A 23977-nucleotide genomic window follows, 5' to 3' on the forward strand; every position below is an offset into this window, starting at 1 on the left:
TCAAATGTGTAAACGATGTCCCCGGTTTCAGATGTAAACGATGTCTACGGTTCTACACCCCGATAGCGGTGGATCAGCAAACATCTAAGTGACTGACACACCGTCATCGGGGGCAAGCCCCCTCCCACAGGGGATCTGTGACAACAGTTAGACCGTGCAACGCCGTTGGCTATGCCGGCCCCAGCGTACGGGTGAGCTACGCCATCGGTGCGTTGATCACCTTGCTGCTGATGGGCGCGGTGATGATCACCACCTATTTCACCGGGGCGTTCAAGATGACGTTGGTATTTGGCGTGCCGTTCCTGCTGATCCTGTCGGCGGTGTATTACGGGTTTTTCCGCAAGGGCAGGGCCAAGGCGTCGAACAAGGCCCTGGCGTAACCTGGCAGGTGGTCGAACGAGCGCGCGCATAACAGCAGTGTTCGACAGGCCCAATCTTCTCGCAACGGTTGGGCCTTGAAGCGCTGCTCCAACGGCCAACGGGCCAGCGCCGCCTGGGGCACGATCCCCAGGCCAGCGCCGCGTGCAACCATGCGCATCACCCCGTCAAAGCCCTCGGCACGGATGCGCGTTTGCAAGCGAAACCCCGCGTGCAACGCCTGTTCTTCCAGGTACACCGCCAGTGCGCTGTGGGCGGCCAGGCCCACATAGTCGTAATGCAGGCTGTCGATAAAACTCACCGTACTTGCTGCCGTCAACGGATGCTCCAGCGGCATGATCAGCACCAGTGGATCGTCGCGAAACGCGAGGGTCTGCAAGCCGTGGGCGTCCACGGCGTCGGAGATGATCCCCAGGTCCGCCGTGCCCTGGCGCAAGGCCTGGGTGATGCGCAGGCTTGGCAGTTCCTGCAGGTCGATATCGAGGTTGGGGTGTTCGCGCAGAAAGTCCGCGAGCAGTTCCGGCAGGTATTCGCTGAGCGCGGTGGTGTTGCACAGCAGGCGCACCTGGCCTTTGACGCCGTTGGCGTATTCCGCGAGGTCCTGTTGCAGGTGCTCGGCCTGTTGCAGCAGCAGGCGGGCGTGACGGGCCAAGGCTTTTCCCGCAGGCGTAGGGGTGACGCCTCGACGCCCACGGTCGAGAAACTCGATGCCCAACGAGGCCTCCATCGCCCGGATGCGCGCGCTGGCGGCGGCCAGGGATAAATGACTGCGGGCCGCGCCGGCGGTGATATTGCCGGTGTCGAGGACGTGCAGGTAGAGGCGCAGGTCGATCAGGTCAAAGTGCATGGCTGATTGCTCGGGTGATAGGACTGGCCTCATCGGGAGCAAGTCGACTCCTCGCACCGCCCCTCCCTCATTTGAAATGCAGCCCAAGTGTGGGAGGGAGCTTGCTCCCGATGAGGCCTCAGCCTCATGCAAAACAAGAGGCTGCTTCAGTATATGGCGAATTTCCGAGCTTATCGAAAAGTCGCACAATCGGCCTATGAATACCCTCCTCGCGTTTTACCAAAACCTCGGCCCCGCCCTTACCTTGCTGGTGATCGGCACCTTCCTGCTGGCTGGCACCGTCAAGGGCGTGATCGGCCTCGGCCTGCCCACCGTGGCCATGGGCATGCTCGGCCTGGCTATGTTGCCGGCGCAGGCTGCGGCGTTGCTGATCATCCCTTCGACCGTCACCAACCTGTGGCAATTGGCATTCGGCGGGCACCTGAGTGCTTTGCTCAAGCGCCTGTGGCCGATGTTGCTGCTGATTTTCCTCGGTACCGGGCTGGGCACGGTGTGGCTGGGAATGGACGGCGGGCAATGGGTGGTGCGCGCGTTGGGCGCGGCGTTGCTGGCGTATGCACTGAGCGGACTGTTCCTGCCCACGTTCAAGGTCAACGCCCCCACCGAGCGCTGGCTGGGCCCGCTGTGTGGGCTGATCACCGGCGTGATCACCTCGGCGACGGGCGTATTCGTGATCCCTGCGGTGCCGTACCTGCAAGCGTTGGGGTTGAATCGCGATCAGTTGGTGCAGGCGTTGGGGCTGTCGTTCAGCGTGTCGACCCTCGCGTTGGCCGCGGGATTGGCCTGGCGTGGCACCTTGGGCGGGGGAGAAGTCAGTGCCTCGTTGCTGGCGCTGGTGCCGGCGCTGCTGGGTATGTGGCTGGGCCAGGTGGTGCGCCAGCGCATCAGTGCGCTGTTGTTCAAGCGCGTGTTTTTTATCGGTATGGCCTTGTTGGGCGGGCATCTGCTGATCAGCGGTTAACAATGATTGAGGTATTCGTGATTTCTGGTCAAAAGTATTTTGCTCAGTGGTGGCTTATTCCAAGGGGCCGAGGCCGATAGTCTGCGTCCAGACATTTTCAACCTTCTGGACGCTTCCCATGAAAAAAGTACTCCTGCTCAATGGCGGCAAAAAGTTCGCCCACTCCGATGGCCGCTACAACACCACCCTGCATGACACCGCCTTGGCGGTGTTGGACCGAGGCGGTATCGACGTCAAAGTCACCCATATCGATGCCGGCTACGACGTGGCCGAAGAGGTCGCCAAATTCCTCTGGGCCGACGTGATCATTTACCAGATGCCTGGCTGGTGGATGGGCGCGCCGTGGATCGTCAAGAAGTACATCGACGAAGTCTTCACCGAAGGCCACGGTAGCCTGTACGCCAGCGATGGTCGCACCCGCTCCGACGCCTCGCAGAAATACGGCAGCGGTGGCCTCATCCAGGGCAAGCAATACATGCTGTCGCTGACCTGGAACGCCCCGCAGCAAGCCTTTGACGACCCGACTGACTTCTTCGAAGCCAAGGGCGTGGACGCGGTGTACTTCCCGTTCCACAAAGCCAACGAGTTCCTCGGCATGACCGGCCTGCCGACCTTCCTCTGCGTGGACGTGATGAAACGCCCGGCCATCGAAGCCGATGTGGCGCGCTACGAGCAGCATCTGGCGCAGGTGTTCAACCTCCCGGTGTAAGCTGCGCTGAACCGATAATGAGGACCGCCTGTGAAAGCCCGATCCGATGAGCTACAGATCTTCGTCAGCGTGATTGAGTGCGGCTCGATTTCCGCGGCGGCGGAACAGGTCGGGCAGACGCCGTCAGCGGTCAGCCGCACGCTGTCGCGCCTGGAAGCCAAGCTTGAGACCACGCTGATCAACCGCACCACGCGGCGCATGGACCTGACCGAGGAGGGCAAGTACTTCTTCGAGCAGGCCAAGCTGATCCTGGCGCAGATGGACGAGCTGGAGGAGCGCCTGTCGTCCCGCCAGAAAAATCCGGCCGGGCGCCTGCGTATCAACGCCGCCGTGCCGTTCATGCTGCATGGGATCGTGCCGTACATCGCTGAGTTTCGCAGCCTGTACCCGGACATCCAGCTGGAGCTGAACAGCGATGATTTGATCATCGATCTGCTGGAGCAAAGCACCGACATCGCCATTCGCATTGGCGCCCTGGCCGACTCCACCCTGCATGCGCGTTCCCTCGGCTGGTCGCCGCTGCATATCCTCGCCAGCCCCGCCTACCTCAAGCAGCATGGTGCGCCGACGACGGTTGCCGAACTGGCCGACCACACCTTGCTCGGCTTCACCCAGACCGAAACCCTCAACCATTGGCCCCTGCGCCATGTGGAAGGTGACCGCTGGCTGATCCAGCCCGGCATTGCTGCGTCCAGCGGTGAAACCTTGCGGCAGCTGGCGCTGGAAGGACAGGGCATTTGCTGCCTGTCCAACTTCATGACCGTCGACGACATCAATGCCGGGCGCCTGGTGCCGGTGCTGGAGGCGTTCAACAGTGGCTATCGCCAGCCGATCCATGCGGTGTTCTACCGCAATTCGCAGTTGGCCTTACGCATCCAGTGCTTCCTGGACTTCATCCAAGCCAAGCTGGCGCGGTATGCCTGCTGATTCGTGACCGTCACGCAAGAGTGAATTGGGCGCTGCGGGCTTATTCGGCAGGGATGAGTCCGTAACAATGGACCCATCACTTACCCCGTCAGGAGCACTCTCCATGAACGTATTCATTACCGGCGCAGCCGGTTTTATCGGCGGTTCCATCGCCACTGGCCTGGTCAAGGCCGGCCACACGGTTACCGGTCTGGTACGCAGCGCCGGGCAAGCGGCTGAAATGACCGCCCTGGGCATCAACCCGGTGATCGGTACCCTCGATGACGCCGCCGTATTGACCGCGCAGGCGCACAAAGCCGATGCGGTGATCAATGCCGCGAGCAGCGACCACCGTGCCGCGGTGGAAACCCTGCTGGCTGCGCTGAAACGCTCGAACAAGCCATTCCTGCATACCAGCGGTTCGAGCATTGTGGGCGATGCGTCGGGCGGCAAGGCCAGTGATGTCATCTATTTCGAAGACAACCTGCCGGAGCCGACTGTCGACAAGGCTGCACGCGTGGCCATCGACAACCTGGTCCTGGCGGCTGCCCGCGACGGCGTGAATTCGGCCGTGATCTGCAACACCCTGATCTACGGCCACAGCCTGGGCGTGAAGCGTGACAGCGTGCAATTGCCGCGCTTGCTCAAGCAGGCGCGCAAGAGTGGGGTGGTACGCCATGTGGGGACGGGGCAAAACATTTGGTCCAACGTGCACATTGAAGACGTGGTGGCGCTGTACCTGCTGGCGCTGACGAAGAATGTGCCGGGGACGTTCTACTTTGTGGAAAGCGGCGAGGCCTCGTTTATCGACATGACCACCGCGATCGCCCAAGCCCTGAACCTGGGGGAGCCGCAGGATTGGCCACTGGCCGAGGCTGAAGCCGAATGGGGCTATGAAATGGCCAACTATGGCCTGGGCTCCAACAGCCGCGTGCGCGGCAAGCATGCCCGCGAGTTGCTGGGCTGGGCACCGAAGCGCACGTCGGTGGTGGAGTGGATTCGCCACGAGATGGTCTAGGTTTTCTGCCATTCACTGATGGCAAGCGGATTTGTTGTGGCAGCAGGCTTACTGTGGCAAGCCCGCTCGCCACAGTGACAGTGTTGCTCGTTAACTGACTGGCATTGCAACAAGCCCACTTGCCGCAGGGGGTTGCCTGCCTTAAAAATCTGGTCCCGTCGCGCTCAATTCCGTACCATTCCCCGCCTTATCTCCCGCAATGCCCTGGTACCTCATGAACCTCACCCGACTGCGCGCCGATGCACTGGCCGGCCTCACCACGTCTTTCGCGTTGCTGCCCGAATGCATCGCCTTTGCCTTGGTGGCTCACCTCAACCCGCTGATGGGACTCTACGGCGCTTTCATCATCTGCACCCTCACCGCGTTGTTCGGCGGCCGGCCGGGCATGGTCTCCGGGGCGGCGGGGTCGATGGCGGTGGTGATCGTCGCGCTGGTGGTGCAACACGGCGTGGAGTATTTGCTGGCGACGGTGTTGTTGGGCGGGCTGATCATGGTTGCGTTCGGCCTGCTACGCCTGGGCAAACTGGTGCGCATGGTGCCCTACCCGGTGATGTTGGGGTTCGTCAACGGTTTGGCGATCATCATTGCCTTGGCGCAACTGGAGCATTTCAAGAGCGGTGAACGCTGGCTCAGCGGCACGCCGCTGTATGTGATGACCGGCCTGGTGCTGGTGACCATGGCCATCGTCTACCTGCTGCCGCGCGTCACCCGTGCCGTGCCGCCTGCGCTGGTGGCGATTCTTGGCGTGGGCCTGGCGGTGTACCTGCTGGGCTTGCCAACACGCACGCTGGGCGACATGGCCCACATCGCCGGTGGCCTGCCCACCTTCGCGCTGCCGCAGATACCCTGGTCGCTGGACACCCTCGGCATCATCGCGCCTTACGCGTTCCTGATGGCCATGGTCGGCCTGCTGGAAACCCTGCTGACCCTCAACCTTACCGACGAAATCACCGAGACCCGTGGCTACCCGGACCGCGAAAGCGTGGCCCTGGGCGCGGCGAATATGGTCTCGGGCCTGTTCGGCGGCATGGGCGGTTGCGCGATGATCGGGCAAACCGTGATCAACCTCAGTTCCGGCGGGCGCGGGCGTTTCTCCGGCGTGTTTGCCGGGGTAATGATCCTGTTGTTCATTCTGTTTCTGTCACCGCTGATTGAACGCATCCCGCTGGCGGCGCTGGTGGGCGTGATGTTCGTGGTGTCGCAGCAGACCTTTGCCTGGGCGTCGCTGCGGGTGATCAACAAGGTGCCGCTCAATGATGTGCTGGTGATTCTCGCGGTGACCGTGATCACCGTGTTCACCGACCTGGCCACGGCGGTGCTCTGCGGCATTCTGATCGCAGCGCTGAACTTCGCCTGGCAACAGGCGCGGGAGTTGTATGCGGATGAACACCTGGAAAACGACGGCAGCAAGCTCTACCGCCTGCATGGCACGTTGTTCTTTGCCTCGACCACGCCGTTCCTGAACCAGTTCGACCCCGCCAACGACCCGGCGCACGTGACCCTGGATTGCCGCCACCTGAGCGTTGTCGACTACTCGGCGATTGCCGCGCTGATGACCCTGCGCGAGCGCTACAGCAAGGCCGGCAAGCATCTGCGGGTGCTGCATTTGTCCGAGCGCTGCAAGAAGCTGCTCAAGCGTGCCAGGGTTCACCACGATTGATCACACACACCTGTAGGAGCGAGCTTGCTCGCGAAAAACGTCAACGATAACGCGTGTTTCCTGAATCAACGCGGCGCCTGTGAGTTTTTCGCGAGCAAGCTCGCTCCTACAGAGGTCGGGTGTGTATTACGGCCCGACCAGGTCTTCCAATTCCTGGGCGCGGGTCTGGGTCATGTCCAGCACACAGCCGGAGCCATTGACCTGGTCAATGGTGCCGCCAGTGGCGCTGCCCGCAAAGGCGCAATTGGCGTCGCGGTATTTGATCCACAGGCGCTGCACGTCCTGCAATTGTTGCTTACGCGCGCCTTCCTGGGCGGCGAGGGCGGTCTTGTAGGCGCGGTTCAGGCGCTCATCCTGCACCTTGGCTTCCTTGGCGTTGCAATTGACCATGTCTGCGGTCGTATTGGCGCTGTCCATGCATTTCTTCAGTGCGGCGTTGTCGGCGGCTGAAGCGCTGCCGCACAGGGCGAGAAGCACGGCGCTGGCGGCGAGTGAGGTGCGAATCATGGTCGGTTCCTGGGCATGAGTGAGTGCGCATTCTATGACTCGATGGCGCTTGGTGAGTTTCCGGCGTTGTCTGATCTTCATGTAAGAACACCCCCGAATTTTCATGCACTGGCGCTGGGCATGTCCCAATGCGACGGCGCTTATCCCTGCGCGAAAATTACTTTCATAAAAATTGAAAGTCAGTCCCGGTAATGATTTATGAGTTTCACAACCTATTCGACGTGACCCTTTCCGAGGAGTACCGCATGGCCGCATCACCGGGCTTCGGGCTATTGGCATACGCTGCCATCGCCATCATTGCTTTGATCGTGCTGATAGCACGCTACCGACTCAACCCGTTTATCGTCATCACCCTGGTGTCCATCGGCTTGGCACTGATGGCCGGGATGCCGGCGGATACCATCATGGGGTCCTACGAAGCGGGCGTCGGCAAGACCCTGGGGCATATCGCCCTGGTGGTGGCGCTGGGCACCATGCTCGGCAAGATGATGGCCGAGTCCGGCGGCGCCGAGCAGGTGGCGCGTACGCTGATCAACCGGTTCGGCGAGCGCAATGCGCACTGGGCGATGGTGTGCATTGCCTTCCTGGTGGGGCTGCCCTTGTTTTTCGAGGTCGGTTTTGTGTTGCTGGTGCCGATCGCCTTTACCGTGGCGCGGCGCGTCGGGGTGTCGATCCTGATGGTCGGCTTGCCCATGGTGGCCGGCTTGTCGGTGGTGCATGCGCTGGTGCCGCCGCACCCGGCGGCGATGATGGCGGTGCTGGCGTATAACGCATCGGTCGGGCAGACCGTGCTCTATGCGATCCTGATCGGTATCCCGACGGCGATCATCGCCGGCCCGCTGTACGCCAGGTTCATCGTGCCGCGCATCCACTTACCGGCGGAAAACCCGTTGGAACGCCAGTTTATCGACCGCGAACCGCGCACTCGCTTGCCGAGCTTCGCCCTGACCATGGGCACCATCCTGTTGCCGGTGGTGCTGATGATGATCGGCGGCTGGGCCAACCTGCTGTCCACGCCGGGCACTGCGTTCAACCAGTTCCTGTTGTTTATCGGCAACTCGGTGATCGCCCTGTTGGTGGCGACCCTGGTGAGTTTCTGGACCCTGGGCCTGGCGCAGGGCTTCAACCGCGAGTCGATTCTCAAGTTCACCAATGAATGCCTGGCGCCGACCGCCAGCATCACCTTGCTGGTGGGTGCCGGTGGTGGTTTGAACCGCATCCTGGTGGATGCCGGCGTCACCCATGAGATCCTCGGCCTGGCCAATGCCTTTAACTTGTCGCCGCTGCTGATGGGCTGGTTGTTCGCCGCGCTGATGCGGGTTGCCACGGGCTCGGCCACGGTGGCCATGACCACGGCGTCGGGTGTGGTGGCACCGGTCGCCCTGGGCCTGGGTTATCCACACCCGGAATTGCTGGTGCTGGCCACAGGTGCTGGCTCGGTGATCTTTTCCCACGTCAACGACGGCGGCTTCTGGCTGATCAAGGAATACTTCAATATGACGGTAATCCAGACCTTCAAGACCTGGACCGTGCTGGAGACCCTGATTTCAGTGGTCGCCTTCGGTCTGACGTACGGCCTGTCCTGTATTTTGTAACCCGGAGCCCCCATGGACATCCTCTATCAGATCCGCGCCCGCCAGGCCTCCTTCAGCGCCGGCGAAGGCCGTATCGCCAAGCTGATGCTGGATGACGTGGGCTTCGCTGCATCGGCCAGACTGGAAGCGTTGTCCCAACGGGCCGAGGTCAGCACCGCGACCCTGTCACGGTTTGCCCGCAGTGTCGGCTGTCGGGACTTGCGCGACCTGCGCTTGCAATTGGCCCAGGCCAGCGGTGTCGGCAGCCGCTTCCTGGACCCGGCGGGCTTGCCGGAACAGTCGGCGTTTCACCGCCAGATCCTCGGCGATATCGAGGCGACGTTGCGCCAGCACTTGTCGGGGTTCAATCAAGCCAGCTTTGTCGATGCGGTCAACCTGCTGGGCAAGGTGCGGATGATCCACGCCTTCGGCATGGGCGGCCCCTCAAGCCTGTGCAGCGAGGAGTTGCAGGTACGGTTGGTACGCCTGGGGTATCCGATTGCCACGTGCCATGACCCGGTGATGATGCGCGTCACGGCGGCAACATTGGGGGCCGAACATGCGCTGATCGTCTGTTCGCTCACTGGCCTGACCCCCGAATTGCTCGACGTGGTGACGCTGGCGCGCAGCTACGACGCGCGCATCATCGCCATCACCCTGGCGGATTCACCGTTGGCGCAGTTGGCCGATGTGTTGCTGCCGCTGCAACCGGCCGAAACCAGCTTCATCTACAAACCCACGGCGGCGCGCTACGGCATGCTGTTGGCCATCGACCTGCTCGCCACCGAGCTGGCACTGGCCATGCCGGACGACAACCAGGAGCGCCTGCGCCGCATCAAGCTGGCCCTGGACGATTACCGCGGCGGCCCTGACAGCCTGCCGCTTGGAGACTGATATGAAGTACGACACGCTGATTCGCCAGGCGTTGATCATCGATGGCAGCAACACCCCTGGCTACGTTGCGGATGTGGGGATGCGCGACGGGCGTATTGCGGCGATTGGCGATTTGTCAGCGGCCCATGGCGAGCATGAATTCGATGCCGCCGGCCGCGTATTGGCACCGGGCTTTATTGACGTACACACTCACGATGACACGGTGGTGATCCGTCATCCGCAGATGTTGCCCAAGCTGAGCCAGGGGGTGACCACGGTGATCGTCGGTAACTGTGGGATCAGTGCTTCTCCGGTCAGTTTGCGCGGTGATCCGCCGGACCCGATGAACCTGCTGGGGCAGCGCGAGGCGTTCGCCTATCCGCGTTTCAGCGATTACCGCCGCGCAGTGGAAAACGCCCATCCGGCGGTCAACGTGGCAGCGCTGATCGGTCATACGGCACTGCGCAGCAACCACATGGATGATCTGCATCGCACCGCCACTGCTGGTGAAATCGCCGCGATGCGTGTGCAGTTGAAGGACAGTCTCGACGCCGGTGCACTGGGGTTATCCACCGGCCTGGCCTATGCCAGCGCGTTCAATGCCGAGACCGATGAAGTGCTGCAACTGAGTGAAGAACTGACGGCCTACGGTGCGGTATACACCACCCATCTGCGCAGCGAATTCGAACCGGTGCTGGAGGCGATGGACGAGGCTTTTCTGATCGGCCGGCATGCACGGATACCGGTGATTATTTCCCACCTCAAATGTGCAGGAGCCGGGAACTGGGGACGTAGTCCACAGCTGTTGGCAGCGTTGGAGTCGGCGGCGAAAACCCACCCGGTGGCGTGTGATTGTTATCCCTATGCGGCGAGTTCATCGACCCTGGATCTCAAGCAGGTGACCGATGCGTTCCGTATCACGATTACCTGGTCGACGCCGCACCCTGGCATGGGCGGGCGTGACTTGCAGGACATTGCGGGTGAGTGGGGCGTCTCGCTGATGGACGCGGCGCGGCGCCTGCAACCGGCCGGCGCGGTGTATTACGGCATGGATGAGGCGGATGTGCGGCGGATCTTGGCGCACCCATTGTCGATGGTCGGCTCGGATGGTTTGCCTGAAGATCCGTTCCCGCATCCGCGTTTGTGGGGCGCATTCCCACGGGTGTTGGGACATTTCAGCCGCGATGTCGGCCTGTTCCCGCTGCACACGGCGGTACATAAAATGACCGGGTTGTCGGCGGCGCGATTTGGCTTGTCCGAACGGGGTGAAATACGTGAAGGGCATTGGGCCGACCTGGTGTTGTTCGACCCGCTGCGCATACGCGATATGGCGGACTTCAAGCAACCGCAACGCGCCGCCGAGGGCATTGACGGTGTGTGGGTCAATGGCGTGTTGAGCTACCGCGAGGGGCAGGCGAATGGTCAGCGACCGGGCCGCTTTTTGGCGCGCAGCGGGGATTTGCGGGGTGGGTTTTCGACTCTATAGTGGGCGCTCTTATACACGGAGCGGTTGCCATGCACTTAGGAAAAGTCATTCCCATCCTGCGGATTTTCGATGAGGCCAAGGCGTTAGGATTCTATGTCGATTTCCTCGGGTTCAAGGTCGACTGGCAGCATCGCTTCGAGGCGAATTTTCCGTTGTACCTGCAGGTGTCATTGGGCGAGTGTGTGCTGCATTTGTCCGAGCATCATGGCGATGCTTCGCCGGGCGCGGCGGTGCGGATTCAGGCGCAAGGGGTGGACGCGTACCAGCAGCAGTTGGTGGGCAAGGGCTACCGGTATGCCAAGCCTGGGGTGGAGCAAACGCCTTGGGGCTCGCGGGAGATGAGCATCAAGGATCCGTTTGGGAATCGGCTGGTGTTTGTTGAGGAAGGCGAGGGCTGAGAGGCAAATCGCAGGTAATAAAAAACCGCCTTGGTAGGCGGTTTTTTTTGCAATCCCAGTTTGCGGCTGGGGTTGCTGTCTCACAGGAGCACTGACGTGTTGGAGATACTACTGCTGCTTTAAGGTTTTATACAAGGGCTGACGATAACTGGTTTTGTTGGTTTTTAATTGCAAAGAACAGCAACAACTTTTGAGGGTGATCAACTGTTACTTGCAACACCTTGGCGTAGGTGGCTGAGCTAGCATCACCCCCGTTCTGCGTTCATCGTGAGGAAGGTTGGCTGGGTTCGCGCGCAAATTTTGGACCGACTGCCACGGGCTTGCAATCCGTGCCGGATTAATGCGGGAGGACCATCAACCCAGCCGCCTCACAGGAGCACTGACGTGCATCCAAAGGCTCACGTGTTCCGGTAAGTGTGCTGGAGGTAAGGCCCAACTCACGGAGGGCCGAGTATGTCTAGGTTTGCACGACGTACATGGAACCTCGTAGTGAATGCCGTACGTGTTTATCACGTGTGGACATTCCTGCGGGACAGCTTCGATGACCTGTAAGGTCTGAGAAGTGGAGCCGCTTCGGTTAATACCGAAGCGGCTTTTTGGTTTCTTACACCCGGAAGTGGCTGACCATCTGCTGCAACTGGCTACCCAGGCGCGCCAGTTCCACACTCGACTTGGCCGTTTCTTCGCTCGCGGTGGCGGTCTGTTCCGACACATCACGCACATTGACGATACTGCGGCTGATCTCTTCGGCCACGGCGCTTTGCTGTTCGGCGGCGGCGGCGATCTGCTGGTTCATCGACTGGATGTTCGACACCGTCCGGGTGATGTTTTCCAGCGACACACCGGCCTTGCGGGTCAGTTCGACGCTGCTGTCGGTGAGGCTGCGGCTGTTGTTCATCACGTTGGCCACTTGCTGGGTGCCGTTCTGCAAACCGGCCACCAGGCCTTCGATTTCCTCGGTGGATTTCTGTGTGCGCTGGGCCAGGCCACGTACTTCGTCGGCGACCACGGCAAACCCGCGACCGGCTTCACCGGCACGCGCCGCTTCAATCGCCGCGTTGAGGGCCAGCAGGTTGGTTTGCTCGGCCACGGCCTTGATCACGTCCATCACGCTGCCGATTTTGTTGCTCTCTTGTTGCAGGTGCGCCATGGCGTCGGTGGAGCGCGCCACTTCGGCGGCCAGGCGTTCGATCTGGGCGATGGCCTCGGCCACCACTTTGTCGCCTGCGCGGGCCTGGCCATCGGCATCGGCTGCGGCCAGGGAGGCTTGTTCGGCGTTGCGTGCAACTTCCTGCACGGTGGCGGTCATTTCGTGCATCGCCGTGGCGACCTGATCGGTTTCGATCTTCTGGCTGTTCACACCGGCACTGGTCTGCTCGGTGACGGCTGATAACTCTTCGGCGGCGCTGGCGATCTGGGTTACGCCGTCGCGAATGCCGCTGATCAGCTCACGCAGGGTCGTGCCCATGCGCTGGATGCCTTGTTGCAATACGCCCAGTTCATCGCGGCGGGTGACCTGGATATTGTGGCTCAGGTCGCCGGAAGCAATGCGTTCCACCACGGCCAGGGTTTCCTGGATCGGGCGGGTGATCTGGCGGGTGATAACCAGGGCGGCGATGATGCCCACCAGCAGGGCGAGCAAGGTGCTGATCAATTGCAGGCTGCGGGCCTGGGCGCTTTCAGCGTCACGACGAGCCAGCTGGATGTCGTAGAGCTTGTCGCTGATGGTGACGATATCGGCACCTTGGGTGGTCATTTCAGCGCGTGCCGAGACGATATTGGCATTGGCTGCCTTGTAGTTCTGCACGGCGCTGCGATAGGCACCGAGGGCGCTTTCCAGTGCGCTGAGCGCGCTCTGTTGGCTGGTACCGAACGCCGCGCCAAGGCCCTTGAGGCCGCTGATGGCTTTTTCGATTTGTGCCGCTGCGCGGGCTTCGGTATCGGCGTTGACGTTACCGGTATAGCCGCGCACTTCGTAGCGGGCCAACTGGAACTCTTGCTTGGCATGGGTCACGGCCTGGAACTGAGTGAAACGTTCCGGGCTTTCGGGCATCTGTTGCACGTTGGTGTCCAGTGCGTCGATCTGTGCGTTGGCTATATCGGCCTTATCGCCCATTACCTGGCGTGCGGCGTTGCCGTTGCGGTAGGCCTCGCGCATCTTGTTCAGGGACTGCTGATATGCCGTGATGATAGCCTTTTGCTCGTTGAGCAGCTTGACGTTCTCCGGGCTCTTGAAGCTGTCCAGGAGCTTTTGCTGCTGGGCGGCGAACGCGTCCAGGCTGGTCTGTACGTTTTGTGCAACGGCTTCATCGCCGTTGGCCAGCATGTATTGCAGGCGCACGATGCGCAGCTTGGTCAGGGAGGCGTTGAGCTGGGTGATATCGCTCATCCAGTTGCTACGGTCGATCAGGCTGCCCAGGCTGGTCCAGCCGGTCAGCGCCAGGATCGAGGTGAGGACAAGCACCAGGCCGAAGCCCAGGCCCAGTTTGAGGTTGACGCTGATGTTACCGAACCAGCTGTTCATCTAATGCTCCGCAAAGTTGATGTCTGTCTGCTGGACGGTGTTGTTGTTTGAGCCAGCCAAGGTGTTCAGGCCATATCGGCGGGGGAGCGGGAAACTGAAACGATTAATTTGCAAACCGACGCGTGGAGCCCGGTATAACCGAGCGCCGGCCCCAGGCAGGCATGACGGCGGCTCTCATCCCGCACTCATTTTCTGTGCTAGTCTGCTGGCCCTTTTAGTTCTGGGTAGTACGGGAAACCAGCTGCCCTACAGCGGAGCCTCTTCATGTCCGAAGTTAATCTGTCCACCGACGAAACCCGCGTCAGCTACGGCATCGGCCGTCAGTTGGGCGACCAACTGCGCGACAACCCACCACCCGGTGTAAGCCTTGACGCGATCCTGGCGGGCTTGACCGACGCGTTCGCCGGCAAACCGAGCCGTGTTGACCAAGAGCAAATGGCCGCCAGCTTCAAGGTCATCCGCGAAATCATGCAAGCCGAAGCCGCTGCCAAGGCTGAAGCCGCTGCTGGCGCTGGCCTGGCTTTCCTGGCTGAAAACGCCAAGCGTGATGGCATCACCACTCTGGCTTCCGGCCTGCAATTTGAAGTACTGACTGCCGGTGATGGCGCCAAGCCGACCCGTGAAGACCAGGTGCGTACGCACTACCACGGCACCCTGATCGACGGCACTGTGTTCGACAGCTCCTACGAGCGTGGTCAGCCAGCAGAATTCCCGGTTGGCGGCGTGATTGCCGGTTGGACCGAAGCGCTGCAACTGATGAATGCTGGCAGCAAATGGCGCCTGTACGTGCCGAGCGAGCTGGCTTACGGCGCTCAAGGCGTTGGCAGCATCCCGCCGCACAGCGTTCTGGTATTCGACGTCGAGCTGCTCGACGTTCTGTAAGACCTGCTTTTGATTACCTGTAGGAGCCAGCTTGCTCGCCAAACACGTCAACGATGACGCGGGCATCCTGGATGAACGCGTTGCTTGTGCGTTCTTCGCGAGCACGCTCGCTCCTACAGGATTTTGCAGGGTTGCTCATGGATGAAACTTGCCATTGAGCTCTGTCGTCGGGCGCAATGCCCGGGCGTAGCAGAATAGAAACAGGTTACGCACCACTTCCTTCAGTACACCGGGTTCACTGGAACTCAGGCCATTCACGTCCAGGTCGCCTTGGTCCTGCAGTTCGTTCAACGCTTCCTCCTCCAGCACGGCACAGACTTCTCCGGTTTCCCGATGAAGGATTCGCAGGTAAGGGTGGGGACGGTCCAGCCAGGCATCTATCAAATAAGTCATGGTCGTTCTCCTTGATGGGTTTCAATGAGAATAATTCTTATTCGTGGAATAGCAAGTGCCTATTGGCGGTTTGTGGATTTTTCTGTGTGGGTATTGCGTTCGATCAACGCGGAGGGCGAAACGCCATCCCGCGGCGGGCGCGGGATGGAGGCAACAGGATCAGACTTTGCGAACGAACTCGGACTTGAGTTTCATCGGGCCGATACCGTCGATCTTGCAGTCGATATCGTGGTCGCCGTCGCACAGGCGAATATTCTTGACCTTGGTGCCGACCTTGACCACCAGGGAGGTGCCCTTGACCTTGAGGTCCTTGATCACGGTGATGGTGTCGCCGTCCTGCAGGACGTTGCCCACAGAGTCTTTCTTCACGGTTTCATCGCCGGCCGCTTCGGCCTCGCCTGTGGCGGACCACTCATGGGCGCATTCCGGGCAGATCAGTTGTGCGCCGTCTTCGTAGGTGTATTCGGAATTGCATTTCGGGCAGGGTGGCAACGTGCTCACTAAAGCTCCTTAAAGGTCAGGATGGCTAAAAGTCGCACATTATATAGGGAATTGCAGCGAGGCAGGGCGCGCTCTTGGATGGGGAGTACAAACTAAGTGTGGGAGGGAGCAAGCCTCCTCCCACATTGGCCCGCGTCTGCAGGTGTCAGTGCGTGCGCGCGACCGCAAACTCACTCAGCTCCACCAGGGCGTCCCGGTATTCGCTGGCTGGAAGGGCTTCCAGGCACTTGATCGCACGGGCCACGTAGTCGCGTGCCAGTTGTGCGGTGTATTCCAGCGAGCCCGAGGCTTCCACGGCTGCGCGGATGCTTTCCAGGTCTTCGATCCCGCCTTTCTGGATCGCCTTGCGCACCAGGGCCGCCTGTTCCGGCGTACCTTCGCGCATGGTGTAGATCAGCGGCAAGGTCGGTTTGCCCTCGGCCAGGTCGTCACCGACGTTCTTGCCCAGGGTTTCGGCGTCACCACGGTAGTCGAGCAAGTCGTCCACCAGTTGGAACGCCACGCCCAGGTGGTCGCCAAAGGTACGCAGGGCTTCGGCCTGTTCGGCAGTCGCTTCGCACAGGGCTGCGGCGCTGTGGGTCGATGCTTCGAAGAGCATCGCGGTCTTGCCGCGAATCACTTCCATGTAGGTTTCTTCGGTGGTGCTGGCGTCGCGAACCTTCGACAGCTGCAGCACTTCGCCTTCGGCGATGATGCGCGTGGCCTGTGAAAGAATCTTCATCACCGGCATCGAGCCCAGTTCGACCATCATTTCGAATGAGCGCGAGTACAGGAAGTCGCCGACCAGCACGCTGGGCGCATTGCCCCACATGGCATTGGCAGTTTCACGGCCACGGCGCATGCCGGACATGTCGACCACGTCGTCATGCAGCAGGGTGGCGGTGTGCAGGAATTCGATGGTGGCGGCCAGCAGGCGCAGGTCATCGCCTTCGCGGCCCAGGGCCTTGCCACACAGCAACACTAATAAAGGACGCAGGCGTTTGCCGCCCGCCGACGTAATATAGTCGCCAATTTTGGAGACCAGCGGCACTTTAGAAGTCAGCTGCTGCTTGATGATGCCGTCGACGGCGCTAAAATCGTCCGCGACCGCGCGGTAGAAAGCTTGGGGTTGCATCAGCGACAGTCGCTCCAGAAGGGTTGCGCGGCATGCTAGGACCCTGACCCCCGAGTGTCAAGGCGCGATAGACGGCCACTTGCAAGGCGTCAAAGGCTTGCGTACAATCGCGCACCCTGAACTTCCTGGGCAGCACCTGCCTTACGCAATTGCATTCGGGACGTCCATCCCATGCAGCCATGCCAGCCAATACCTCTTCTTATAAAGCGCTGGGTGAGCAGGATTATCGGAGAAATACCATGTCGTACGCAGTAATTGTTACTGGTGGCAAGCAATACAAGGTCGCCCCAGGTGAATACCTGAAGATCGAAAAACTGGAACTCGCTACCGGCGACTCCGTTACCTTTGATCGCGTTCTGTTGGTCGCCAATGGCGATGACGTGAACATCGGCGCTCCAGTTGTTGCTGGCGCTACCGTTGTGGCTGAAGTGATCTCCCAAGGTCGTCACGATAAAGTCCGCATCATCAAGTTCCGTCGTCGTAAGCACCACATGAAGCGTATGGGCCACCGCCAGTGGTACACCGAGATCAAAATCACCGGTATTCAGGCTTAATTTCAGCCTAATTCCTCACTAGGAGAATTGACTCATGGCACACAAAAAAGCTGGTGGTAGTACCCGTAACGGTCGCGACTCAGAAGCCAAACGCCTTGGCGTGAAGATGTATGGCGGCCAGGTAATCATCCCGGGCAACATCATCGTGCGTCAGCGCGGCACCCAATTCCACGCCGGTTACGGTGTTGGCATGGGTAAAGATCACACTCTCTTCGCTAAAGTCGAAGGCGTGATCAAGTTCGAAGTAAAAGGCGCCTTCGGTCGTCGTTACGTGAGCATTGTCCCGAAGACTGACGTCGTCGCGGCATAATTACGTAGTTGCTGGAAAAGCCCTGTCTCGCGACGGGGCTTTTTCGTTTGTGGGGTGAGTCTCTTGCAAAGCTGTTTGTAATGGGCTCAAGCGCTGGATTTGCGGTCGTTGATTGAGGTCGCTGCGCTCATTTTTGCAAGAGTCTTATGTCTTGGTTTCTTAAGCTCGTCCGTGCGGCGAGAGGCGTTTTGTTATGAAGTTCGTTGATGAAGTTTCCATCCGAGTAAAAGCAGGCGACGGCGGTAACGGTTGCATGAGTTTCCGTCGCGAAAAATTCATCGAAAACGGTGGCCCCAACGGCGGTGACGGCGGTGACGGCGGTTCCATCTACATGATGGCCGACGAAAACCTCAACACCCTGGTGGACTACCGTTACACCCGGCACTTCGATGCCGAGCGTGGCTCCAACGGTGGCAGCACCGATTGCACCGGTAAAAAAGGCGAAGACCTGGTACTGCGCGTACCGGTCGGCACCACGATCATCGACTCCGCCACCCAGGAAGTAATTGGGGACCTGACCAAGGCCGGCCAGAAGCTGATGGTTGTGCAGGGCGGCTGGCACGGTCTGGGTAACACCCGATTCAAGTCCAGTACCAACCGTGCGCCACGCCAGACCACGCCGGGCAAGCCGGGCGAACAGCGTGACCTCAAGCTGGAAATGAAAGTCCTCGCCGACGTGGGCCTGCTGGGCCTGCCAAACGCCGGCAAAAGTACCTTCATCCGCTCGGTCTCTGCCGCCAAGCCGAAAGTCGCCGACTACCCGTTCACCACCTTGGTGCCGAACCTGGGTGTGGTCAGTGTCGATCGTTGGAAAAGCTTCGTGATCGCTGACATCCCCGGCCTGATCGAAGGTGCTTCCGATGGTGCTGGTCTGGGTATTCGCTTCCTCAAGCATTTGTCGCGTACCCGTTTGCTGCTGCACCTCGTCGACATGGCGCCGCTGGATGACACCAGTGCACCGGACGCCGCCGAAGTGATTGTCAGCGAGCTGACCAAGTTCAGCCCGTCCCTGGCTGAGCGGGATCGCTGGCTGGTGCTGAACAAATGCGACCAGATCCTCGAAGAAGAGCACGAGGAGCGCGTCAAGGAAATCGTCGATCGCCTGGAATGGACAGGTCCGGTCTACGTGATCTCGGCCATCGCCAAAGAAGGCACCGAGCGCCTGACCCGCGACATCATGCGCTACCTGGAAGACCGCGCCGACCGCCTGGCGGCCGACCCGGTGTTCAAGGCCGAACTCGCCGAGCTCGACCAGCGCATCGAAGACGAAGCCCGTGCCCAGCTGCAGGCTCTGGATGACCAGCGTGCCCTGCGTCGCAGCGGCGTGAAGTCGGTCCATGACATCGGCGACGATGATTGGGACGAGGAAGACGTGGATGATGAAGACGGTCCGGAAATCATTTACGTGCGCGACTGATCCGTTGCGATAAACTTGAACGCCGCTCCCAGGAGCGGCGTTTTGGTATCTGGGTATACCTGTAGTCACTAATAACGTTATGGGCGGCGCTGGGTCGCGTGCAGCCCTCTATCTAAGGTTGAAGATGATGCGGAGCAAAGTGACAGGTGCGCAGCGCTGGGTCGTAAAGATCGGAAGTGCGCTGTTGACGGCGGATGGCAAGGGGCTCGATCGCGCAGCCATGAGCGTCTGGGTCGAGCAGATGGTGGCCTTGCATGAGGCGGGTGTCGAGTTGGTACTGGTCTCGTCCGGGGCGGTTGCCGCCGGAATGAGCCGCCTCGGCTGGACCGCGCGACCCAGCGCGATGCACGAACTGCAAGCCGCCGCCGCTATCGGCCAGATGGGCCTGGTGCAAGCCTGGGAGTCCAGTTTTGCCGAGCACGGTCGCCATACGGCGCAGATCCTGCTGACCCACGACGACCTGTCAGACCGCAAGCGTTACCTCAACGCCCGCAGTACCTTGCGCGCCCTGGTGGAGCTCAAGGTCATCCCGGTGATCAACGAGAACGACACGGTGGTCACCGACGAAATCCGTTTCGGCGACAACGACACCCTGGCTGCCCTGGTGGCCAACCTGGTGGAAGCCGACTTGCTGGTCATCCTTACCGACCGCGACGGCATGTTCGACGCCGACCCCCGCAACAACCCTGATGCCCAACTGATCTACGAAGCCCGCGCCGATGACCCGGCGCTGGACGCCGTGGCTGGCAGCGTTGGCGGCGCCCTGGGGCGTGGTGGCATGCAGACCAAGCTGCGCGCCGCGCGCCTGGCTGCACGTTCCGGCGCCCATACCATCATCGTCGGTGGGCGCCTGGAACGTGTGCTGGATCGCCTCAAGGCCGGTGAACGCATCGGCACGCTGTTGTCGCCCGAGCGTGGCATGCTGGCGGCGCGCAAGCAGTGGCTGGCCGGGCATCTGCAAACCCGTGGCACCCTGGTGCTGGATGATGGCGCCGTATCGGCACTGTCCCAAGGCAACAAGAGCCTGCTACCGGTGGGCGTCAAATTGGTGCAGGGCAGCTTCCGCCGCGGCGAGATGGTGGTGTGCGTGGCTTCGGACGGACGCGAAATCGCCCGTGGCCTGGCCAATTACAGTGCCCTGGAAGCGCAGAAAATCATTGGGCAGTCGTCTGATGCGATTGTCGGTCTATTGGGTTACATGGCGGAACCGGAACTGGTGCACCGCGACAACCTGATCCTGGTTTAAACGAAAGGAATACACGATGCGCGTGATGAAGGGATTGCTCGGCCTGCTGTTGGCCATGCCATTGCTGGCCTCGGCCGAAGAGATTGGCCAGGTTTCGACGGTGTTCAAATTTGTCGGCCCCAACGACCGGATCGTGGTCGAAGCGTTCGATGACCCCAAGGTCGACGGGGTGACCTGCTACCTGTCGCGCGCCAAGACCGGCGGCGTGAAAGGCGGGCTGGGCTTGGCCGAAGACCGTGCCGAGGCATCGATCGCCTGCCGTCAGGTCGGGCCGATCCGCTTCAAGGGTGAACTCAAGGATGGCGACGAAGTATTCAAGGAACGTACCTCGCTGGTGTTCAAGACCATGCAGGTGGTGCGTTTCCTCGACAAGAAGCGCAATACCCTGGTGTACCTGGTCTACAGCGACCGCCTGATCGAAGGCAGCCCACAGAACGCAGTCACCGCGATACCGATTTTGCCGTGGCCGACCGCTCAGTAGTTCGCAGGCGAGTTTTGTAATCGGCGTCTATGATTGCAGACTTGCGGGTTGTAATCTCGAACAGCCGCAATGCTAAGAACATGGGATATCTGGAGTTCGTCATGAGTGCTTTCCACGATCTGAAACTCAAAGCTTTGGACGGACAAGAGCTGGCGCTGGCGCCCTTCAAGGGGCAAGTTGTGCTGGTGGTCAACGTGGCTTCCAAATGTGGCTTGACCCCGCAATATGCGGCGTTGGAAAACCTCTACCAGCAATACAAGAACCAGGGTTTTACCGTGCTTGGCCTGCCGTGCAACCAGTTTGCAAGCCAGGAACCGGGCACCGAAGAGGAAATCCGCGAGTTCTGCGACCTGAACTACGGCGTGACCTTCCCCCTGGGCAGCAAACTCGATGTAAACGGCCCTGAGCGTCATCAGTTGTACCGTTTGCTGGCGGGCGAGGGGGCCGAGTTTCCAGGGGATATCACTTGGAACTTCGAGAAATTCCTATTGGGCAAGGATGGTCGGGTGCTTGCGCGCTTTTCGCCGCGTACCGCGCCGGAAGATCCGACGGTCGTCCAGGCCATCGAAAAAGCCCTGGCTTGAACAGCACGCTCGCCACAGGTTGGTGACAACCGGCGGGCTTCTACTTTTATCCCTTAATCACCCAGATCAATAGTGCTACTCAGCCCTTCGCACTCCTCATATTATCCGCATCATAAACCCCGTCTCCCGTGGAGTGCTCCCATGCCTGTCCAAGCCTTGTTCAAACCGTTCCAGCTCGGTGCACTGCAGCTGTCGACCCGTGTGGTCATGGCGCCGATGACCCGTTCTTTTTCCCCAGGTGGCGTGCCTAACGCCAAGGTCATCGAGTACTACCGCCGCCGTGCCGCCGCAGGTGTGGGCTTGATCATCACCGAAGGCACCGTGGTCGGTCACCTGGCCTCCAACGGCTACCCGAATGTTCCGCATTTCTATGGCGAAGCGGCGCTGGCCGGCTGGAAGAAGGTGGTCGACGCCGTGCACGCCGAAGGCGGCAAGATCGTCCCGCAGTTGTGGCATGTGGGCAGCGTGCGCCGTATCGGTACTGAGCCTGATGCCAGCGTGCCGGCGTATGGCCCGATGGAAAAACTCAAGGATGGCAACGTGGTCGTTCACGGCATGACCACCCAAGACATCAAAGACGTGATCAACGCCTTCGCCCAGGCGGCCAAGGATGCCCAACGCATCGGCATGGACGGCGTGGAAATCCACGGTGCCCACGGCTATCTGGTCGACCAGTTCTTTTGGGAAGGCAGCAACCAGCGTACCGACGAATACGGTGGCAGCCTGGCCAACCGCTCGCGCTTTGCCATCGAGCTGATCCAGGCAACCCGCGCCGCAGTTGGCCCGGACTTTCCGATCATCTTCCGTTTCTCCCAGTGGAAACAGCAGGACTACAGCGCACGTCTGGTGCAAACCCCCGAGGCGCTGGGCGAATTTCTCAAGCCGTTGTCTGACGCCGGCGTGGACATATTCCACTGCTCCACGCGTCGTTTCTGGGAGCCTGAATTTGAAGGTTCCGACCTCAACCTCGCCGGCTGGACTCGCCAGCTCACCGGTAAACCGACCATCACGGTCGGCAGTGTCGGTCTGGATGGCGAGTTCCTGCAATTTATGGTCAACACCGACAAGGTTGCGCAACCGGCCAGTCTGGAAAAACTGCTGGAGCGTTTGAACAATGATGAGTTCGATCTGGTCGCCGTGGGCCGCGCCTTGCTGGTGGACCCGGATTGGGCAGTGAAGGTGCGCGAAGGCCGCGAGGGCGACATCCTGCCGTTCAGTCGTGAGGCGTTGATGAGCCTGGTGTAAAAGGCTGGGCGCCCGCTGATTGCCAGCGGGCTCTCTATTGTTTGTCGATCATGAATGACCTGCCTCTTTTTTGAGCGCGCTCCATGGGTACTCCCCTCATCTGGTAGGTGTCATGTCGTGCAAGCCATTATTCAAGGGCTAGGCTGGCAGGAGGGCGAACCGACTGACGTCATTCGCCGATCGTTCAACGAACGTAAGGCAGGGTGGGAACAGCAAAAGGTTCTCCGCACACACCGCGTAGCTGGTTCTCGAACTGCTCGATAATTGCCGGCCAGCCCTGGTGACTGGCATGCCGACGGGCATTGAGACGTGCCCTGCGTAAATGCTCACGATCTTCCAGCAGCCAATTGGCCGCATCGCAGAACGCTTCCTCATCGCCGGGCATCGCCAGCACACCGTTGTAACCATGACGGATGTGCTGGGTCGCGGCCGCTTGGTCGTATGCCACCACCGCGAGCCCGGAGGCCATGGCTTCCAGCACCACATTGCCGAAGGTTTCCGTCAGGCTGGGAAACAGGAACAGATCCCCCGAGGCGTAGTGGCGCGCCAGTTCTTCGCCGCGCCGGGTACCGCAGAATATGGCTTGCGGCAGATCGTGCTCCAGCAGCGCACGTTGCGGCCCGTCACCGACCACGATCAGTTGCAGGCGACGCTGTGGATAAGTATCGCGCAGGGTATCGAAGCAACGCTTGAGCATGCCCAGATTCTTTTCCTGCGCCAGGCGCCCGACATGCAGCACCGCAATATCGTCATTGCCCAGGCCCCAGCTCTCGCGCAATGCGTTATCGCGCTTGGCCGGGTTGAACAGTTGGCTGTCCACCCCACGCGACAACATCCCCAGGCGCTCGAAGTGCCGGCGTTCCAGTTCCAGGCGTTGGCTGGCGCTGGGTACCAGGGTCAAGGTCGAGCGGTTATGAAACCAGCGCAGGTAGTGCGTGACCACGCGGCTCAACAGGCTCATGCCGTACTGGTTCGAGTACTGTTGGAAATTGGTGTGAAAGCCGCTGACCACGCTGATCCCCAGGCGACGCGCGGCGCGTAGCGCCGATAACCCGAGCGGGCCTTCTGTGGCGATGTACAGCACGTCCGGGCGTTGGCGTGTCCAGCGTCGTAGCAGCTTGTGCATTGACGACTGCCCCCACTGCAGGCCTGGATAGCCAGGCAACGGCCAGCCGCGGCACAGCAACAACTGGTCGTCGCTGGTCCGGCTCTGATCGGTGCCTTGGCGTGGGCGCACCAGCTCGACCTGATGGCCGCGTGCGCGCAAACCGTCACACAGGCGGCCAAGGGTATTGGCCACCCCGTTGATCTCTGGCGGGAAGGTTTCGGTGATCAGGGTGATGTGAAGCGAAGCTGTCGTCATGACCCACAGTGTCGCCGTGGGCCATGTCGTCATTGTGTCATTGAGA

24 protein-coding genes and 3 pseudogenes are annotated in these 23977 nt (G+C 60.8%); 19 read left to right on the forward strand and 8 right to left on the reverse strand.

The genetic code is table 11. The annotated features are described in order from the left end of the window. Positions 1 to 161: 161 nt before the first annotated feature. A pseudogene (locus AC1Q6I_RS21115) lies at positions 162 to 242 on the forward strand (hypothetical protein); the annotation flags it as partial. Then, positions 219 to 380 (forward strand): annotated as a pseudogene (locus AC1Q6I_RS21120) (amino acid permease); the annotation flags it as partial. The pseudogenes AC1Q6I_RS21115 and AC1Q6I_RS21120, both read left to right, overlap by 24 nt. On the opposite strand, the gene AC1Q6I_RS21125 reads toward AC1Q6I_RS21120, so the two are convergent. Next, positions 326 to 1225, reverse strand: coding sequence for a LysR substrate-binding domain-containing protein (locus AC1Q6I_RS21125; RefSeq protein ID WP_024077386.1), 900 nt, complete (start codon positions 1223 to 1225; stop codon positions 326 to 328). The pseudogene AC1Q6I_RS21120 and the gene AC1Q6I_RS21125 sit on opposite strands and share 55 nt — an antisense overlap. Positions 1226 to 1421: 196 nt before the next feature. Here AC1Q6I_RS21125 and AC1Q6I_RS21130 point away from each other — a divergent pair, with 196 nt between their 5' ends. The 5 genes from AC1Q6I_RS21130 (at position 1422) to AC1Q6I_RS21150 (ending at position 6479) form a co-directional block, all read left to right on the forward strand. After that, positions 1422 to 2186 (forward strand): sulfite exporter TauE/SafE family protein, encoded by a 765-nt coding sequence (locus AC1Q6I_RS21130; RefSeq protein WP_102624116.1) that lies wholly within the window; start codon positions 1422 to 1424, stop codon positions 2184 to 2186. A gap of 118 nt (positions 2187 to 2304) precedes the next feature. Then, positions 2305 to 2895, forward strand: a complete 591-nt coding sequence (gene mdaB / locus AC1Q6I_RS21135) for an NADPH:quinone oxidoreductase MdaB (protein ID WP_024077384.1) — start codon at positions 2305 to 2307, stop codon at positions 2893 to 2895. A 30-nt stretch (positions 2896 to 2925) separates the two neighbouring features. Continuing rightward, positions 2926 to 3822 carry a LysR family transcriptional regulator gene (locus AC1Q6I_RS21140; protein ID WP_069077005.1) on the forward strand — a complete coding sequence of 299 codons (897 nt, stop codon included), beginning with the start codon at positions 2926 to 2928 and terminating at the stop codon, positions 3820 to 3822. A gap of 103 nt (positions 3823 to 3925) precedes the next feature. After that, a complete protein-coding gene (locus AC1Q6I_RS21145; protein ID WP_102624117.1) occupies positions 3926 to 4819 on the forward strand; it encodes an NAD-dependent epimerase/dehydratase family protein in 894 nt (297 codons plus the stop codon). A 214-nt stretch (positions 4820 to 5033) separates the two neighbouring features. Beyond that, the gene (locus AC1Q6I_RS21150; RefSeq protein WP_024077381.1) at positions 5034 to 6479 is read left to right on the forward strand and encodes a SulP family inorganic anion transporter; all 1446 of its coding nucleotides are present in this window, start codon (positions 5034 to 5036) and stop codon (positions 6477 to 6479) included. A 126-nt stretch (positions 6480 to 6605) separates the two neighbouring features. On the opposite strand, the gene AC1Q6I_RS21155 is transcribed toward AC1Q6I_RS21150, so the two are convergent. After that, the gene (locus tag AC1Q6I_RS21155; protein ID WP_024077380.1) at positions 6606 to 6986 is read right to left on the reverse strand and encodes a lysozyme inhibitor LprI family protein; all 381 of its coding nucleotides are present in this window, start codon (positions 6984 to 6986) and stop codon (positions 6606 to 6608) included. 191 nt (positions 6987 to 7177) lie between these two features. Between AC1Q6I_RS21155 and AC1Q6I_RS21160 the strand changes: the two genes are divergently transcribed. From AC1Q6I_RS21160 to AC1Q6I_RS21175, 4 genes are read left to right on the forward strand one after another with little or no spacing between them, the layout of a single operon-like run. Continuing rightward, on the forward strand, positions 7178 to 8581 hold the full coding sequence (locus AC1Q6I_RS21160) for a GntT/GntP/DsdX family permease (protein WP_024077379.1): 1404 nt from the start codon (positions 7178 to 7180) through the stop codon (positions 8579 to 8581). A gap of 12 nt (positions 8582 to 8593) precedes the next feature. Beyond that, the gene (locus tag AC1Q6I_RS21165; RefSeq protein ID WP_102624118.1) at positions 8594 to 9454 is read left to right on the forward strand and encodes a MurR/RpiR family transcriptional regulator; all 861 of its coding nucleotides are present in this window, start codon (positions 8594 to 8596) and stop codon (positions 9452 to 9454) included. 1 nt (position 9455) lies between these two features. After that, positions 9456 to 10919, forward strand: a complete 1464-nt coding sequence (locus AC1Q6I_RS21170; protein WP_102624119.1) for an N-acyl-D-amino-acid deacylase family protein — start codon at positions 9456 to 9458, stop codon at positions 10917 to 10919. A gap of 29 nt (positions 10920 to 10948) precedes the next feature. Beyond that, positions 10949 to 11317: a glyoxalase superfamily protein gene (locus tag AC1Q6I_RS21175; RefSeq protein ID WP_041161023.1), complete on the forward strand. Its 369-nt coding sequence runs from the start codon at positions 10949 to 10951 to the stop codon at positions 11315 to 11317. Positions 11318 to 11921: 604 nt separating this feature from the next. Here the strand turns inward: AC1Q6I_RS21175 and AC1Q6I_RS21180 are convergent. Both AC1Q6I_RS21180 and AC1Q6I_RS21185 read right to left on the reverse strand, forming a co-directional pair. Beyond that, positions 11922 to 12785 (reverse strand): methyl-accepting chemotaxis protein, encoded by an 864-nt coding sequence (locus AC1Q6I_RS21180; protein ID WP_371128911.1) that lies wholly within the window; start codon positions 12783 to 12785, stop codon positions 11922 to 11924. Then, positions 12777 to 13841, reverse strand: a pseudogene (locus AC1Q6I_RS21185) (methyl-accepting chemotaxis protein); the annotation flags it as partial. The pseudogene AC1Q6I_RS21185 and the gene AC1Q6I_RS21180, both read right to left, overlap by 9 nt. A gap of 264 nt (positions 13842 to 14105) precedes the next feature. On the opposite strand from AC1Q6I_RS21185, the gene bamJ reads away from it, so the two are divergent. Then, a complete protein-coding gene (bamJ, locus tag AC1Q6I_RS21190) occupies positions 14106 to 14723 on the forward strand; it encodes a BamJ family beta-barrel-assembly machinery protein (RefSeq protein ID WP_003176055.1) in 618 nt (205 codons plus the stop codon). Between the two features lie 135 nt (positions 14724 to 14858). On the opposite strand, the gene AC1Q6I_RS21195 is transcribed toward bamJ, so the two are convergent. The 3 genes from AC1Q6I_RS21195 to AC1Q6I_RS21205 form a co-directional block, all read right to left on the reverse strand. Then, the gene (locus AC1Q6I_RS21195) at positions 14859 to 15116 is read right to left on the reverse strand and encodes a PA4570 family protein (RefSeq protein WP_024077374.1); all 258 of its coding nucleotides are present in this window, start codon (positions 15114 to 15116) and stop codon (positions 14859 to 14861) included. Positions 15117 to 15275: 159 nt separating this feature from the next. Further along, positions 15276 to 15617, reverse strand: coding sequence for a zinc ribbon domain-containing protein YjdM (locus tag AC1Q6I_RS21200; protein ID WP_024077373.1), 342 nt, complete (start codon positions 15615 to 15617; stop codon positions 15276 to 15278). A gap of 145 nt (positions 15618 to 15762) precedes the next feature. Next, a complete protein-coding gene (locus tag AC1Q6I_RS21205; protein ID WP_024077372.1) occupies positions 15763 to 16731 on the reverse strand; it encodes a polyprenyl synthetase family protein in 969 nt (322 codons plus the stop codon). A 239-nt stretch (positions 16732 to 16970) separates the two neighbouring features. Here AC1Q6I_RS21205 and rplU point away from each other — a divergent pair, with 239 nt between their 5' ends. The 7 genes from rplU to AC1Q6I_RS21240 all read left to right on the forward strand — a co-directional run bounded on the left by rplU (position 16971) and on the right by AC1Q6I_RS21240 (position 22568). Then, positions 16971 to 17285: a 50S ribosomal protein L21 gene (gene rplU, locus AC1Q6I_RS21210; RefSeq protein WP_017847748.1), complete on the forward strand. Its 315-nt coding sequence runs from the start codon at positions 16971 to 16973 to the stop codon at positions 17283 to 17285. 34 nt (positions 17286 to 17319) lie between these two features. Beyond that, positions 17320 to 17595 carry a 50S ribosomal protein L27 gene (gene rpmA / locus AC1Q6I_RS21215; protein WP_024077370.1) on the forward strand — a complete coding sequence of 92 codons (276 nt, stop codon included), beginning with the start codon at positions 17320 to 17322 and terminating at the stop codon, positions 17593 to 17595. 193 nt (positions 17596 to 17788) lie between these two features. Further along, positions 17789 to 19012, forward strand: coding sequence for an Obg family GTPase CgtA (gene cgtA, locus AC1Q6I_RS21220; protein ID WP_024077369.1), 1224 nt, complete (start codon positions 17789 to 17791; stop codon positions 19010 to 19012). A gap of 127 nt (positions 19013 to 19139) precedes the next feature. Then, the gene (proB, locus tag AC1Q6I_RS21225) at positions 19140 to 20258 is read left to right on the forward strand and encodes a glutamate 5-kinase (protein WP_041161022.1); all 1119 of its coding nucleotides are present in this window, start codon (positions 19140 to 19142) and stop codon (positions 20256 to 20258) included. Positions 20259 to 20274: 16 nt separating this feature from the next. Further along, positions 20275 to 20739, forward strand: coding sequence for a CreA family protein (locus AC1Q6I_RS21230; protein ID WP_015885841.1), 465 nt, complete (start codon positions 20275 to 20277; stop codon positions 20737 to 20739). 101 nt (positions 20740 to 20840) lie between these two features. Further along, positions 20841 to 21323 carry a glutathione peroxidase gene (locus tag AC1Q6I_RS21235; RefSeq protein WP_024077367.1) on the forward strand — a complete coding sequence of 161 codons (483 nt, stop codon included), beginning with the start codon at positions 20841 to 20843 and terminating at the stop codon, positions 21321 to 21323. A 141-nt stretch (positions 21324 to 21464) separates the two neighbouring features. Next, positions 21465 to 22568 (forward strand): NADH:flavin oxidoreductase, encoded by a 1104-nt coding sequence (locus AC1Q6I_RS21240; RefSeq protein WP_024077366.1) that lies wholly within the window; start codon positions 21465 to 21467, stop codon positions 22566 to 22568. A 184-nt stretch (positions 22569 to 22752) separates the two neighbouring features. Here the strand turns inward: AC1Q6I_RS21240 and AC1Q6I_RS21245 are convergent, their stop codons facing one another. Then, complete coding sequence (locus AC1Q6I_RS21245) at positions 22753 to 23931, reverse strand: glycosyltransferase family 4 protein (protein ID WP_041161021.1); 1179 nt, start codon at positions 23929 to 23931, stop codon at positions 22753 to 22755. Positions 23932 to 23977 lie beyond the last annotated feature (46 nt).

The sequence above is a fragment of the Pseudomonas sp. MPR-R2A5 genome (assembly GCF_058793055.1).

What these genes read in the sequence shown, in the direction of transcription:
- AC1Q6I_RS21125 (WP_024077386.1), bottom strand. Translation starts at nt 1,225, where the DNA reads ATGCACTTTGACCTGATCGACCTGCGCCTCTACCTGCACGTCCTCGAC.
- AC1Q6I_RS21130 (WP_102624116.1), top strand. Translation starts at nt 1,422, where the DNA reads ATGAATACCCTCCTCGCGTTTTACCAAAACCTCGGCCCCGCCCTTACC.
- mdaB (WP_024077384.1), top strand. Translation starts at nt 2,305, where the DNA reads ATGAAAAAAGTACTCCTGCTCAATGGCGGCAAAAAGTTCGCCCACTCC.
- AC1Q6I_RS21145 (WP_102624117.1), top strand. Translation starts at nt 3,926, where the DNA reads ATGAACGTATTCATTACCGGCGCAGCCGGTTTTATCGGCGGTTCCATC.
- AC1Q6I_RS21150 (WP_024077381.1), top strand. Translation starts at nt 5,034, where the DNA reads ATGAACCTCACCCGACTGCGCGCCGATGCACTGGCCGGCCTCACCACG.
- AC1Q6I_RS21155 (WP_024077380.1), bottom strand. Translation starts at nt 6,986, where the DNA reads ATGATTCGCACCTCACTCGCCGCCAGCGCCGTGCTTCTCGCCCTGTGC.
- AC1Q6I_RS21160 (WP_024077379.1), top strand. Translation starts at nt 7,178, where the DNA reads ATGATTTATGAGTTTCACAACCTATTCGACGTGACCCTTTCCGAGGAG.
- AC1Q6I_RS21165 (WP_102624118.1), top strand. Translation starts at nt 8,594, where the DNA reads ATGGACATCCTCTATCAGATCCGCGCCCGCCAGGCCTCCTTCAGCGCC.
- AC1Q6I_RS21170 (WP_102624119.1), top strand. Translation starts at nt 9,456, where the DNA reads ATGAAGTACGACACGCTGATTCGCCAGGCGTTGATCATCGATGGCAGC.
- AC1Q6I_RS21175 (WP_041161023.1), top strand. Translation starts at nt 10,949, where the DNA reads ATGCACTTAGGAAAAGTCATTCCCATCCTGCGGATTTTCGATGAGGCC.
- AC1Q6I_RS21180 (WP_371128911.1), bottom strand. Translation starts at nt 12,785, where the DNA reads ATGGGCACGACCCTGCGTGAGCTGATCAGCGGCATTCGCGACGGCGTA.
- bamJ (WP_003176055.1), top strand. Translation starts at nt 14,106, where the DNA reads ATGTCCGAAGTTAATCTGTCCACCGACGAAACCCGCGTCAGCTACGGC.
- AC1Q6I_RS21195 (WP_024077374.1), bottom strand. Translation starts at nt 15,116, where the DNA reads ATGACTTATTTGATAGATGCCTGGCTGGACCGTCCCCACCCTTACCTG.
- AC1Q6I_RS21205 (WP_024077372.1), bottom strand. Translation starts at nt 16,731, where the DNA reads ATGCAACCCCAAGCTTTCTACCGCGCGGTCGCGGACGATTTTAGCGCC.
- rplU (WP_017847748.1), top strand. Translation starts at nt 16,971, where the DNA reads ATGTCGTACGCAGTAATTGTTACTGGTGGCAAGCAATACAAGGTCGCC.
- rpmA (WP_024077370.1), top strand. Translation starts at nt 17,320, where the DNA reads ATGGCACACAAAAAAGCTGGTGGTAGTACCCGTAACGGTCGCGACTCA.
- cgtA (WP_024077369.1), top strand. Translation starts at nt 17,789, where the DNA reads ATGAAGTTCGTTGATGAAGTTTCCATCCGAGTAAAAGCAGGCGACGGC.
- proB (WP_041161022.1), top strand. Translation starts at nt 19,140, where the DNA reads ATGCGGAGCAAAGTGACAGGTGCGCAGCGCTGGGTCGTAAAGATCGGA.
- AC1Q6I_RS21230 (WP_015885841.1), top strand. Translation starts at nt 20,275, where the DNA reads ATGCGCGTGATGAAGGGATTGCTCGGCCTGCTGTTGGCCATGCCATTG.
- AC1Q6I_RS21235 (WP_024077367.1), top strand. Translation starts at nt 20,841, where the DNA reads ATGAGTGCTTTCCACGATCTGAAACTCAAAGCTTTGGACGGACAAGAG.
- AC1Q6I_RS21240 (WP_024077366.1), top strand. Translation starts at nt 21,465, where the DNA reads ATGCCTGTCCAAGCCTTGTTCAAACCGTTCCAGCTCGGTGCACTGCAG.
- AC1Q6I_RS21245 (WP_041161021.1), bottom strand. Translation starts at nt 23,931, where the DNA reads ATGACGACAGCTTCGCTTCACATCACCCTGATCACCGAAACCTTCCCG.